We start from the raw sequence: 12,875 nt of genomic DNA, 5'->3' as shown, positions 1-12,875 counted from the left end.
GGCATCACAACGTGCCGGTCGGCGCTAGTCAAGCAACAAATGTGAAATCCACATACGAGCTTGTGATTTTCCTGTGTACCAACGTGGGTCGGACCTCATCAGTCCCACCCGTATTACCCGGTCGTCTGGCTATGACCTCTGCATACGTGCAGCAACCCGGTGAAGACCTACGGGAGACAACTTCACATATTGACCTGAGATGTCGCCACGTCATACCGTGACCCCGACACTCGACCGGTGAAGCGGGTCACACCAGCGTTGGTGCACCCGGCCGACCGGATCGACCGCGAGTGAGGAGCAATGGTGCCCCCTGTCGAACCTGCCGCCACCACCGGCGACGCCGGTGCGCGCGCGGCGGGCGGCGTTGTCGTGGGTGACTCGGAAGGGGGCACCCACGGCAACGGCTCCGACTGCGCCGGCGACGCGAACCGAACCGCCCGACGCCCGTACACGGAGCTGACGCTCGTGCGGCACGGACGCAGCGTGTGGCACGCCGGCAACCGGTACGCGGGCGTCAGCGACGTCCACCTCGACCGGACCGGCCATGAGCAGGCGGCGCGGCTCGCCGAGTGGGCGGCCCGTCATCCGCACGACGCGGTGATCTGCTCACCGCTGCGACGCAGCGCGGACACCGCGGCACCGATCGCCGAAGCCCTGGGCATGCCCGCCGAGGTCGAGCCGGACCTCCGTGAGATGGACTTCGGCGAGGCCGAGGGCTACACGTTGGCCGAGCTGCGGGTGCGGTCTCCGCTGGCGGCCGCGGCCTTCGTGACCGATCCGGTGCACTACGCGTTCCCCGGTTCGGAGCACCCCAAGGCGGTCGCGGAGCGGGTGCAGGGAGTCCTGCGCAGACTCGCGCGGCGCTACCCCGGCGGTTCCGTGCTGGTAGTCGGACACAACACCGCGCTGCGCCTCGCGCTGTGCGGTTGGCTCGGTATCCCCCTGCGGCACTACCGCCATGTGCTTCCGAAGCTGGACAACGCCTCCGTCACGAAGCTTCGGGTCTTCCCCGACCCGGCCCTGCCACCGGCTCTGCTGTGCCTCAACGCGGCGATCGGCGTGGCACCGCCCGAGCCGATCGAGAACTCGGTGGCGACCGCCGAACAGTCCGTCACTTCCTGATCCCCGCCCCGCTCCATCCTCATCATCTCCGGAGGACCCGATGACCCGACCCGAGCCGAGAAACCCGAGGTCCGCAGGCATGCTGCCGATCGGACCGGACGTGTCCCGGCGCCAGCTGCTGCGCCTGCTCGGGATCGGTGGAGCCGCGGCCGCGACGGCCAGTGCGCTTGCCGCGTGCGGCGTCGGTACCGGCGGTGGACCGGCGCACGAGAACGGTGCCGGCGCGGTCACCGGTGGGTTCGACTGGCGCAAGGCGGCCGGCACCGAGATCTCGGTGCTGCAGACGCCACACCCCTACCAGGTGGCGTTCCAGCCGTTGCTCGCCGAGTTCACCCAGCTGACCGGCATCAAGGTGAAGGCGGACCTGGTCGCCGAGGCCGACTACTTCACCCGCCTCAACACCGAGCTGGCCAGTGGCGCCGGCAACTACGACGCGTTCATGACCGGCGCCTACTTCATCTGGACCTACGGTCCCCCCGGCTGGATGGAGGACCTGCGCCCCTGGCTCAACAACAGCGCCGCCACCGGACCCGACTACAACTTCGAGGACATCTACGAGGGGCTGCGCCGCTCGACGTCCTGGGACTTCCAGACCGGCAGTCCCCTGGGCACCGGAGGCCAGTGGGCCATCCCGTGGGGCTTCGAGACCAACGTCGTCTGCTACAACAAGGCCGAGTTCGACCGCCGAGGCATCAAGCCCGCCGAGACGTTCGACAACTTCATCCAGCTGGCCACCGACCTGACCGACCGGGCGAACAACCGCTACGGCGTGGCGTTCCGGGGATCGCGGTCCTGGGCCACCATCCACCCGGGCTTCATGACCCAGTTCACCCGTGAAGGCTGCGTGGACTACAGCAAGGACCCGTCCGGCAAGCTGACCGCCCAGATGAACTCGGCGAAGGCCGTCGACTTCACCCGCAAATGGGTCCAGCTGGCGAAAGCGGCCGGCCCCACGTCGTGGACCACCTACGACTACCCGAACTGCACCCAGGACCTCGGCGCGGGCACCGCGATGATGGTCTACGACGCCGACTCGGCGACCTACCCGCTCAACATCAAGGGCAACGCGGCCGAGGCGGGCAGCATGGCCTGGCACCCCGGCCCCGCCGGCCCGGACGGCAACTACAACACCAACCTGTGGACCTGGTCGCTGGCGATGAACGCCGCGTCGAAGAAGAAGCTCGCCGCCTGGCTGTTCATCCAGTGGGCGACCGGCAAGGAAGCGCAGACCAAAGCCGTACAGACCGGGCAGCGTGGCTTCGCCGACCCGACCCGCGAGTCGGTCTTCAACGGGGCGTTCAAACAGACGCTGGGCAACTTCCCCGGCTACCAGGACACGTTCGAACGGGTCATCTCCTCCACCGACATCAAGTTCACCCCGCAGAAGCAGTTCTTCAAGACGACCGAGGACTGGGCCGTCGCACTGCAGGACATCTACTCGGGTCAGGACGCCAAGGCTCGTCTGGACGCGCTGGCCGCCGCGAGCACCACCGCGGTCAACACCTAGGAGCGCCCATGACGGCCACTGCACCGCCGCGCCCCGACGACCTGGAGAAGGGGGCACGGCACGATGCCGCGCGTCCGGTCCCGCCATGGCGCCGGGGCCTGCGCCCCTACCTGTTGTCGATCCCGGCGGTGCTCATCATCGTCGGGATCCTCTACCCGTTCGCGCTGGGCGTGTACTACGCGTTCCTCAACTACGCGGCCGTCGTCCCGCAACCGGTGCTGGTCGGGTTGCGCAACTTCGCCACCGTGCTGTCGGACCCCGGTTTCTGGGGCAGCGTCCGGGTCACGCTCGTCTATGCGGTGTCGGCCACCGTCGTGGAGACGGTCCTCGGTATCGGCATCGCCCTGCTGCTCAACCGGTCCAGCCTGATCGGGAAGATCTTCGAACGGGTGCTGATCCTGCCGCTGATGATCGCCCCGGTGATCGCGGGTGTGCTGTGGAAGCTGATGTTCAACCCGCAGTTCGGCGTGCTCAACCACGTACTGGGGCTCGGGTCGACGTTCGACTGGCTCAGCGACACGCACGCGATCTTCTCGGTCGTCCTGGTGGACGTGTGGATCTTCACGCCGTTCGTCGCGGTCCTCGTGCTCGCCGGGGTCCGGTCGCTGCCCAAGGAACCGTTCGAAGCCTCAGCCGTCGACGGTGCTGGCGGGTTCTACATGTTCCGCCGGCTCATGCTGCCGATGATGTGGCCCTACATCCTGGTCGCGGTGATCTTCCGGTTCATGGACTGCCTGAAGATCTTCGATCACGTGTACGTGCTCACCGCGGGCGGGCCGGGTGACGCCACCAGGACGCTGCAGATCAGCGCGTACCAGAACTCGATCATCAACTTCAACTACTCGTTGGGCAGCACGTACATGTTCCTGCTCTGGGCCATCGTCTTCGTGACCGCCCGCTACCTGGTCAGCGTCCTGGGCAAGGCCCAGCGCCGCGCCGCCGGATCGGAGCTCTGATCCGCCGTGGCGAGGGAGCTTCAGCCCGGACAGCGCCGGTTCTCGGTCGGGACGGTGAGCGCCGACCTCGTGCTGCTGGCGTGGTTCGTCTTCTCACTGTTCCCGCTGGTCTGGCTGGTCATCCTGTCCCTGAAATCGGAGACCGAACAGATCTCGACCTACTTCAGCTTCACCCCCACCCTGAGCAACTTCAGCACCGTCCTGAGCGATGACGGTGCCCGGTTGACCAGCGTGAACTTCAGCGATGCGCTGATCACGAGCGTGCTCAACTGCGCCGGAGCGGTCCTCGTCTCGCTGATCATCGGCGTCCCCGCTGCCTACGCGGCGGGCCGGTGGCGCTACCGGGGCTCGAACGACGTCATGTTCACGATCCTGTCGTTCCGGTTCGCCCCGGAGCTGATGGTGATCGTGCCGCTGTTCGTCATCTACAACCAGCTCGGGCTGTTCGACACCAACGTCGGCATGATCTGGGTGCTGCAGCTGGTCACGATGCCGCTGATCGTCTGGATCCTGCGGTCCTACTTCCAGGACCTGCCACCGGAGCTGGAGCAGGCCGCCCTGCTGGACGGCTACACCCGGCGCCGGGCGTTCGTCATGGTCGCGCTGCCGCTGGTCCGACCGGGAATCGCCGCCTCGGCGCTGCTCGCGTTCATCTTCGCCTGGAACAACTACGTGTTCCCGCTCATCCTGACCGGCAGCCAGCACACACCGGTGACGGTCGCGGTCACCCGGTTCCTGGGTGGTGGCGGCCAGGCGTTCTACAGCCTGACCGCCGCGGCGGCCATCATCGCGGCGCTCCCCCCGCTCGTGCTGGCACTGGCCATCCAGCGCTATCTGGTCCGCGGTCTGTCGTTCGGGGCGGTGAAGGCCTGATGGGTTCCCTCGCCGTGCGTGGGCTGACCGCCCGCTACGACAGGACGACCGCGCTGCACGGGATCGACCTCGAGCTCGCGGACGGCGAGTTCTTCGTCATCCTCGGCCCGTCCGGTGCCGGGAAGACGACCCTGCTCAAGAGCGTCGCCGGGCTCGTCGACGACACCGACGGCGAGATCCGCATCGCCGACCGCGACATGACCGGCGTCGAGCCCTACCACCGCAACGTGGCGATGGCGTTCGAGAGCTACGCGTTGTACCCGCAGAAGACGGTGCGGGAGAACCTCGCCTCACCGCTGCGCTCCGGGCGGTCCGGCACCTGGACCCTCGGCCAGCAGAACGAACGCATCGAGCAGGTCGCCGGCACACTGGGCATCGAACGGCTCCTCGAACGGTTCCCCCGCGAGCTGTCGAACGGCCAGCGGCAACGCACGGCCCTCGGCCGTGTCCTCGTCCGCCCCGCCGACGTGTACCTGCTCGACGAGCCGCTGTCGCACCTGGACGCCAAGTTGCGTGCGGCGATGCGTGCCGAGCTCAAACAGCTCGGCGAGATGGTCCACACGACGACGCTGTACGTGACCCACGACTACCAGGAGGCACTTGCGCTGGGTGATCGGGTCGGGGTCCTGCGCGACGGCAGGCTGGTGCAGGTCGGCACGCCGGAGCAGGTCTGGACCGAGCCGGCCGACACCTTCGTCGCCCGGGCGTTCGGCCAGCCCGAGATGAACCTCTTCGACGCTCGGGTGAACGGCGGGATCGCTCGGACCGAGGGCGGCCGGCTCACGGTCGGGGTGCCGGACGGCAGTGGTGATCGGGTGCGGCTGGGAATCCGTCCCCGTGACCTGGAACTGGTCCACGACTCCGGGGCGGCCGGTCTGGTTCTGCGCGGGCGGATCACGTTGACCGAGCGACTCGGTCGTTCCGTGGAGCTCAGCGTCGACGTCGGCGGCGATCCGGTCATCGCGATCACCACGGACCAGCGGGCCGCCGAGGGTGACGAGGTCACGCTGTCCGTGCCCTGGAAGCTGGTGCACGTCTTCGCCGCCGGTGAACCCGGCGCCGACACCGCTCGACTCGGCTCGGCCACCTCGTCGAGCGCCGAGACCACCGCCGCGACAGGAGGGACACGGTGACGGCCCCTACTCAGGTGGCGCAGCGACTGCGGCTGCGGGAGCTGCGCAAGACCTACCGCAGCCGGGGGCGCGAACCGTTCGAGGCGGTCAAGGGCATCGACCTGGACATCGAGCCGGGTGAGCTGGTCGCGCTGCTCGGCCCGTCCGGATGCGGCAAGACCACCACGTTGCGCATGATCGCCGGGCTCGAGACCGTCACCGACGGCAGCATCATGATCGGCGACCGATCGGTGGGTGATCTCCCGCCCGGCAAGCGTCAGGTGGGTGTCGGGTTCGAGAGCTACGCGCTCTACCCGCCGTTGTCGGTCCGGGAGAACCTCGCCTACGGACTCAAGGCACGCCGGGTGCGCGACGCGAACCAGCGGGTCGACCGGATCGCCGAGCGACTCGAGATGACCGATCTGCTGGGGCTGCGCCCGGCCAACCTGTCCAGCGGGCAGAAGCAACGGGTGGCACTGGCTCGCGCACTCGTGCGTAACCCGCCCGTCCTGCTGCTCGACGAACCGCTGTCCCATCTGGACGCCGGACAGCGACAGCGGGTCCGGCGCGAGCTGAAGGTACTGCAACGCGAGTTCGGCTACACGACGATCATCGTCACCCACGACCAGCTCGAAGCACTGAGCCTCGCCGACCGTCTCGCCGTCATGGACGGCGGCATCATCCAGCAGTTCGGCACCCCGGACGAGATCTTCGACGACCCGGCGAACAGGTTCGTGGCCGACTTCGTCGGCGAGCCACCGATCAACATGCTGGACGGCATCACGTCGGACGACGGGCGCACCGTGCAGCTGGGCGACGCGGGCGGGCTGACCCTCGCGGGTCCGTTCCCCACCGCTCGGCAGGTTCAGGTCGGGCTTCGCCCGCAGGACTGCGTACTCACCACGCAGACCACCGGTGCGCTCTCGGCCACGGTGCTGGTCTACGAGAACCTGCTGGAGTACGGCCTGGCGACGGTGCGGCTCGCCGGGGTCGAAGGCCGCGTGGTGGTGCAAGTTGCCGCGGGTCACTCCCTGACCAGCGGCGACATCGTCTCGATCACCGCGCCCCCGGAACGCGTCTACCTCTTCGACCCGGTGACCGGCGACCGGCTGCGCGCGTCATGACATGGCCGAGGCACCTCAGGGAGCTCGGTGTAGTGGGTGATCCGTACCCCGGGTGTTGATCAGTGTCCTTGGCGTGGCCAAGTGCCGGCCAGTATCGCGGGGACGGGGGAACTCCGCAGCGCTGCTGTTGGGCCACCGCTCCCCATCACGGCCACTTTGCACGTCTACGTGCTGCCTCGCACACGTCCGGACATATGCGACGCAGCACGTGGGTGTGCACAGTCGGCGGTACCGCCCCACCCGTCACACGGCCAACAACAGCGCCATCGGCAGGCCACCACCTGCGACTGGACACGCACACCACCCCCATCCCCGCGATCCACGCCAAGACAATTCGAGCCAGCGGGGATTCAGCTCCCCGGCCGAGGCACCGAAACCAACGTGTACCGGATGCTCGTCGAGGCGGGCGTGCTCGATGCGTGACGCGCAGGCCGACATCAGCAGGCGAGTGCGGATGGCTTGCCCCCGGTGCGCCGACGAGGTCGGCTGCGGACCGTGCGCCCAGCAGCGGAGCTGCGAGCGGCACGAGAGGTTCCTGATTCACACCAGCAGCGTGCGGTTCTCCGGTGCGCGGTCGCTGACGATCTGGCCGTCGCGCAGGGTGATCACTCGCTTGGCGAAGTTCGCGACCTCGTCCTCGTGCGTGATCAGCACGACCGTGCGGCCGGACTCGTTCAGCTCCACCAGCAGCTTCATGATCTCGTTGGTCGAGTGGCTGTCCAGGTTTCCGGTCGGCTCGTCGGCCAGGATCATCACCGGGTCGGTGACGATGGCCCTGGCGATCGCGACACGCTGCTGCTGACCACCGGACAGCTCGGAGGGCATGTGCTTGGCGCGGTTGCCCAGCCCGACCTTCTCCAGTGCGGTGGTCGCCCTGCCGCGACGGTCGCCGATGCCGGCGTAGACCATCGGCAGCTCGACGTTGCGCACGGCGCTGGTGCGCGGGATCAGGTTGAACGACTGGAAGACGAAACCGATCTTGCGGTTACGGATTTCGGCGAGCTCGTTGTCGCTCAACGTGCCGACGTCGATTCCGTCCAGCTTGAAGACGCCGTCCGTCGGAATGTCCAGACATCCCAGGACGTTCATCATCGTGCTCTTACCCGAACCGGACGGTCCCATGATCGCGACGAGGTCGCCCGTCTCGATCTTCAAACTGACGTTGTTGAGCGCACGTAGCTCCACCTCGCCGGTCTGGTAGATCTTCGAGACGTTCTCGAGCTCGATCATCGTTCTCCTTGCACTAGACAGCATGCGACGGCTCGCAGGGTCCACCCTGCCAGCCTGCGCAAGAATATTGCCCTAGATTAGGGCATCCTAATTTGTGGGTTCGGTCTCTCTTTGAGAACGACGGGACACGCCAGGGCCGGATGAGGCCCGAGTGCCGTCAGTAGACTTCGCCGGTGCCCGTCGTACGTAGCGCTGGTGTTCTTCTGTTCCGTACCGGGCCGGCGGTATCCGGCGTCGAGGTGCTTCTCGGTCATCCCGGAGGACCCTTCTTCCGGAAGAAGGACGACGGTGCCTGGTCGATCCCCAAGGGCCTGTACGAGGCCGACGAGGAGCCCCGGGTCGCCGCCTTCCGCGAGTTCGCCGAGGAGACCGGGGCGCCCGTGCCGGCCGGCCGGGAGCTCGCGCTCGGCGAGTTCCGTCTGCCGACCGGCAAGTGGCTGACCGTGTTCGCGGTCGAGGGCGACCTCGATCCGGCCGATGCCCGGAGCAACACCTTCGAGATGGAGTGGCCACCGCGCTCGGGCAGACGCGGTACGTTCCCCGAGATCGACCGGGTCGCCTGGTTCACCCCGGCCGAGGCGGAGCGCAAGCTCGCCCGAGGGCAGTTCGAGTTCGTGAGCCGACTGCTCAGCTCGCTCTGACCGGCTCGCCGATCCGATCCGCGCGCCGCATTAGCCAGAGCACCACGACCATCACAATCGCCGGTGCCGCGCCGATGCCCATGACGGCCGATGTCGAGGCGGCGTCCACGATCAGACCGCCCACCAGCGCGCCGACGCAAATGGTCAGTTGAAACGACGAGGTGAACAGCACGGTCGCCGCCTCAGGTGTGTCCGGTGCCGAAGCGACGAACCAGCTCTGCGAACACACCGGTACCGCTCCATAAGCCAGACCCCACACCACGAGCAAACCGAGAGCCGGACCATTCGAGGCGCCCAGGATCGGCAGTAGCACCAGCACGAGCGCCAGCAACGATCCGCAGGTCAGGAATGTACGGGGAAGGCTCCGCGCGATCCCCCAACCGGCGAGGAAGTTTCCCGCCATGCCTGCTGCGCCGTATACCAGCAGAAATGCGCTGATGGTGCCGGGGCTCAGTCGCGTCACCTGCTCGAGAAAGGGAGTCACATAGGTATAAGTGGCGAAGTGGGCGAGTACGACGAGGAAGGTCAGCACGAGTCCGAGCCGGGCTCCCGAGTGCCGCAGCAAGCCCAGGAGCAGAGCCGGGCGGGTGACCCGCAGGGCCGGCAGCGCAGGAAGCAGCACGGCGAGAGCGGCGGCGACCACCGCTGTCAGCAGGCCCATGACCAGGAACGACGTCCGCCAGCCGGCGAGCTGGCCGAGGTATGTCCCCAGGGGAACTCCCAGCACCGAGCCCAGCGGAACCGAGGAGAAGATCACGGCGGTCGCGGTCGCCACGTGCCGCGCCGCCACCAGCCGGGCGGCCAGCCCGGCACCGATCGACCAAAATCCGCCAATGGTCAGTCCGACCAGCGCCCTACTCGCCAGAATGATCCAGTAGGACGGTGCGACGACAGCGAGGAAATCGGCGACCGCGAGCAGCGCCAGCAATAGGTACAGCATTGTCCGCCGATCGAACCGCCCCGTCGACACGGTCACCAGAGGAGCCGCGGCCGCCGCAATCAGTCCGGGAATCGTCATCATCAGGCCGGCTGTTCCTTCCGACACCCGAAAATCTGCAGCAATAGGGGTCAGCAGGCCGATCGGCAAGATCTCGGTCGTGACGATCAAAAATATCCCCGCAGTTACCGAGAGTACTGCCGACCACCTGACAAGGGGAGAACGGGGCGACCGCTCGAGGGAATTGACCGGAATTGACACAAGGGCTCCGTAGCGGGTTCGACAGGTTTCTGACGTAACCATGAGAGCAGTTGTGAGCCCGACGGTCTGGCGGTTTCACGACGGGATAGTGCGGGTGGCCATGACTGGTATTAATGGCCGGGGTGGCGGGGAGGTCCGGACGTGACGAGGCCCCGCCGTCCCGGTCGGGACGGCGGGGCCTCGTGTCGTCCGGGCGCGATCAGCCCAGGGCGTCGAGCAGCGCCTGGCGCTGGCGCTCGCCGAGACCGGCGGCGCGGCGGGAGGCGTCGATGCCGGTCTGCTCCATCAGGGCGGTGACCTTCGCCGGGCCGTAGCCGGGCAGGCTCTTGAGCAGGTCGACGACCTTCGTCTTACCGATGATCGTGTCCGTCTTGGCGCGGCCCAGCACCGACGGGATGGTCTCCTCGCCGGAGGCGATCTTGTCCCGGAGTTCCTTACGCGCCGTACGGGCGGCCGCTGCCTTCTTGAGCGCTTCCTGGCGCTGTTCCGGGGTCAATGTAGGCAATGCCATGAATGCTTCTCCTGTTCAACTTTGTGGGCCGTACCCACTGGGTTTGTTCGTCCGAACGGTGGCTTCGCGCCGGCTCAGCTCGGAACCGCTCCGTGGTAAGCGTTCAGCAGGTCAGCTGGGAGACGGCCCCGGTCCGAGACCTTCATACCCTGCTGCCGAGCCCAGTCGCGCACCGCCTGGCTCTGTTGGCGATCCGTCACGGTCGGGCGTCGCTCGGTCGATCCGGTACCGGTCGAGCGACGCCGTTCATCCGAGCGTCGAGCAACCGTGACATAAGCGGCAAACACTTCGCGGAGCTTGTCCGCGTTACTGTTCGATAGGTCGATCTCGTAGATCTTCCCATCCACCCCGAACTCGACAGTCTCGTCGGCCGTGCTGCCGTTCAGGTCGTCAATGAGCGAAACCGTGACCTGCTGTGCCACTGAGACAGCCCCCAGGTGGATTGGTGGTATTGCTGAGACGCTCGTACCGGACACTTCCTGTGGAACACATCGCTTGCGAACACCAGCGCGTTCGAAGGCTACTCGATACGGCCGGGCCGGCAGCAGAGTAGCCGCCATTCCAGAGCTATGTCGAACTGGCCTTCAGCAACGATAAGACTGAACCACACCGCGACTTTAGGAAGTCCGGCGGGTATCTTGCTCCGCCGCGCCACGATCACGACGCGGTGTCGAAGGCCCCTTCGGGGCGAACCCAAATCCCGTTACGAGTACGGGCCAAGCCCATCGCATGGCCGTCGAGGCATATCTCGGATGGCCGATGGGAGTCGAACAGTTCCGGGTCGTCCCAGGTGTGGCAGCAGCGCGGGCAATGGCATCGATCATCCCCCACCCAGGTCGTCCCGCACCGTCCGCACCACCCACGAACAAAGCCCACAATGGCGCAACCTACCGACGGCCACCGACAATCCACAATCGGCGCGCGGAACGGATTCGTGAGCTCCGTCGCTTCGCGGTGGCGGATCTTCCCCGGGGACGCCTCGTCGCCCCTGGTGTCGGCGTATTCGCAGGTCAGTGCCGGTGGCGTAACATCGCCGTAACATCAGGCCGATACTCGCGAGCCTAGGGTGACCGGCGTCCGGCGGCACGCTTCGACGTGCCGCTCCCCCAGCCGTTCCGGAGGCCGGCCGTGCGTGCCCTCGTCCCTGCCATGGGGCTGTGCGTGGCCCTGGTCGTCGGCACGGTCTCGGCGATCAACCTGGCCATCCCCTCACTCGCCGGCGGCGACCTGCACCCCTCCGCGACCGAGGTCCTGTGGGTGGTGGACGGCTACGTCGTGGTGTTCGCCTGCCTGCTGGTCCCGGCCGGGGCGCTGGCCGACCGGCTGGGACGCAAGGGTGTGTTGCTGGCCGGCATGGCGTTGTTCGCGTGCGGCACCACGCTCTGTGGTCTGGCACCCGGCATCACGCTGTTGGTGGTGGGCCGGGTCGTGTCCGGCGTGGGCGCCGCCGCTGTGCTCCCCACGACACTCGCCCTGATGCTGCATTCGGTGCCCGGGTCGCGCCGGCCCGGGGTCATCGCGGTCTGGGCGTCGATGACGGGACTTGCGGCGGTGCTCGGCAACCTCGGCGGTGGGGCCGCGGTCGGGTGGGGGTCGTGGCGGACGCTGTTCCTCGCCGGAGCGCCCCTGGCCGTCGTGGCTCTCGTCGGGATCGCGCTGGCCGCGCCCCGGGTCCCCTGCCACGAGCGCGCGGTCCCGGTCGGCGGCGCGGTGCTGCTGACCGGCGGGTCCGTCTCGTTGCTCTACGCACTGGTGTCCGCGCCACAGCACGGCTGGCTCAGTGGTCAGGTGTACACCGGTGTGGCCGGCGCGGTGCTGCTCCTGAGCGGCTGGGTGGTCCACGACCTTCGGTCGGTTGCGCCGCTGCTCGACCCTCGACTGTTCCTGATTCCGACACTGCGGGCGAGCGCCCTCGGCATGACGGTCGTGTTCGTCGGGATGTTCGGTCTGATGTACGTCAACGGTCAGTATCTGCAGTACGCGAGGGGGTGTTCGGTGCTCGGCGCGGGCCTGCGGTTGCTGCCGATGGCCGCGGGTCTGTGGCTCGCGCCTCGGGCCGCGGTGCCGATCATGACGCGGTTCGGGTCCAGGTCGGCGGTCGCTCTCGGCCTGGCCGTGCTCGCCGGCGGTCTGGCGGCGGCGTCGTTCGTCGATGCCCACACCCCTACCGCCTGGTACATGCTGTGCGCCGTGGGGGTCTCCACCGGCTGTGGGCTGGCCACACCGCCGTTGTCCGACGGCATCATGTCGGCGCTGCCGGGCTCGAGCGCCGGAACGGGTTCAGGCCTGCAGAGCGTGGCGCGCGAGCTGGGCAGCGCGCTCGGGGTCGCCGTCGTGGGCAGTGTGCTGAATGCGCGATTCGCGGCGTCGTCGACCCTGATGCGAGGGTCGGAGGTTCCCTCGACCGTCGCCGACGCGCTGGCCCGCCCCGGCGGCGCGGCGCGGCGGTCGGAGGTGATCGACGCCTTCACCGGCGCCATGGGCGCGGGCCTCCGGGTCGCCGCGTCGATCGTGGTCGTCGCCGGGATCATGGTGGTCTGCTGGCTGCCGCGCCGGGTGACGGTCGGGACCCCGGGTGTTGTCGCCCGCCGGTGACCGACA

General features: G+C 67.8%; 13 protein-coding genes. 8 read left to right on the top strand and 5 right to left on the bottom strand.

What is annotated here, in order from left to right:
- Window positions 1-303 precede the first annotated feature (303 nt).
- From G406_RS44975 to G406_RS0106505, 6 genes are read left to right on the top strand one after another with little or no spacing between them, the layout of a single operon-like run.
- A complete protein-coding gene (locus G406_RS44975; RefSeq protein ID WP_245607030.1) occupies window positions 304-1,122 on the top strand; it encodes a histidine phosphatase family protein in 819 nt (272 codons plus the stop codon).
- Window positions 1,123-1,162: 40 nt separating this feature from the next.
- Window positions 1,163-2,629, top strand: coding sequence for an extracellular solute-binding protein (locus G406_RS0106525; protein WP_245607029.1), 1,467 nt, complete (start codon window positions 1,163-1,165; stop codon window positions 2,627-2,629).
- Window positions 2,630-2,637: 8 nt separating this feature from the next.
- The gene (locus tag G406_RS0106520) at window positions 2,638-3,585 is read left to right on the top strand and encodes a carbohydrate ABC transporter permease (RefSeq protein ID WP_028933221.1); all 948 of its coding nucleotides are present in this window, start codon (window positions 2,638-2,640) and stop codon (window positions 3,583-3,585) included.
- Between the two features lie 6 nt (window positions 3,586-3,591).
- The gene (locus G406_RS0106515; protein ID WP_028933220.1) at window positions 3,592-4,458 is read left to right on the top strand and encodes a carbohydrate ABC transporter permease; all 867 of its coding nucleotides are present in this window, start codon (window positions 3,592-3,594) and stop codon (window positions 4,456-4,458) included.
- Window positions 4,458-5,591 carry an ABC transporter ATP-binding protein gene (locus G406_RS0106510; protein ID WP_028933219.1) on the top strand — a complete coding sequence of 378 codons (1,134 nt, stop codon included), beginning with the start codon at window positions 4,458-4,460 and terminating at the stop codon, window positions 5,589-5,591. The genes G406_RS0106515 and G406_RS0106510 overlap by 1 nt, the downstream gene beginning before the upstream one ends.
- The gene (locus G406_RS0106505; RefSeq protein WP_028933218.1) at window positions 5,588-6,694 is read left to right on the top strand and encodes an ABC transporter ATP-binding protein; all 1,107 of its coding nucleotides are present in this window, start codon (window positions 5,588-5,590) and stop codon (window positions 6,692-6,694) included. Before G406_RS0106510 ends, G406_RS0106505 begins: the two co-directional genes overlap by 4 nt.
- A 540-nt stretch (window positions 6,695-7,234) precedes the next feature.
- Here the strand turns inward: G406_RS0106505 and G406_RS0106500 are convergent.
- Window positions 7,235-7,924, bottom strand: coding sequence for an ABC transporter ATP-binding protein (locus G406_RS0106500; RefSeq protein WP_028933217.1), 690 nt, complete (start codon window positions 7,922-7,924; stop codon window positions 7,235-7,237).
- A 173-nt stretch (window positions 7,925-8,097) separates the two neighbouring features.
- Between G406_RS0106500 and G406_RS0106495 the strand changes: the two genes are divergently transcribed.
- The gene (locus G406_RS0106495) at window positions 8,098-8,565 is read left to right on the top strand and encodes an NUDIX hydrolase (RefSeq protein ID WP_028933216.1); all 468 of its coding nucleotides are present in this window, start codon (window positions 8,098-8,100) and stop codon (window positions 8,563-8,565) included.
- Here the strand turns inward: G406_RS0106495 and G406_RS0106490 are convergent.
- From G406_RS0106490 to G406_RS59655, 4 genes are all read right to left on the bottom strand, one after another.
- Window positions 8,552-9,673, bottom strand: a complete 1,122-nt coding sequence (locus G406_RS0106490; protein ID WP_245607028.1) for an MFS transporter — start codon at window positions 9,671-9,673, stop codon at window positions 8,552-8,554. The genes G406_RS0106495 and G406_RS0106490 overlap by 14 nt on opposite strands.
- 289 nt (window positions 9,674-9,962) lie before the next feature.
- Window positions 9,963-10,274 (bottom strand): integration host factor, actinobacterial type, encoded by a 312-nt coding sequence (gene mihF / locus G406_RS0106485; protein WP_028933214.1) that lies wholly within the window; start codon window positions 10,272-10,274, stop codon window positions 9,963-9,965.
- A gap of 74 nt (window positions 10,275-10,348) precedes the next feature.
- A complete protein-coding gene (locus G406_RS0106480; RefSeq protein WP_028933213.1) occupies window positions 10,349-10,696 on the bottom strand; it encodes a histone-like nucleoid-structuring protein Lsr2 in 348 nt (115 codons plus the stop codon).
- Between the two features lie 235 nt (window positions 10,697-10,931).
- Window positions 10,932-11,150: an FDXHR family putative zinc-binding protein gene (locus tag G406_RS59655; protein WP_084215816.1), complete on the bottom strand. Its 219-nt coding sequence runs from the start codon at window positions 11,148-11,150 to the stop codon at window positions 10,932-10,934.
- A 252-nt stretch (window positions 11,151-11,402) separates the two neighbouring features.
- On the opposite strand from G406_RS59655, the gene G406_RS44970 reads away from it, so the two are divergent.
- A complete protein-coding gene (locus G406_RS44970) occupies window positions 11,403-12,869 on the top strand; it encodes an MFS transporter (RefSeq protein ID WP_245607027.1) in 1,467 nt (488 codons plus the stop codon).
- The last annotated feature ends 6 nt before the right edge of the window (window positions 12,870-12,875 follow it).

This window comes from Actinospineispora spinosispora DSM 44797, assembly GCF_000429025.1.
Lineage (GTDB): Bacteria > Actinomycetota > Actinomycetes > Mycobacteriales > Pseudonocardiaceae > Pseudonocardia > Pseudonocardia spinosispora.
This window is presented reverse-complemented; position numbering and strand designations above follow the sequence as displayed.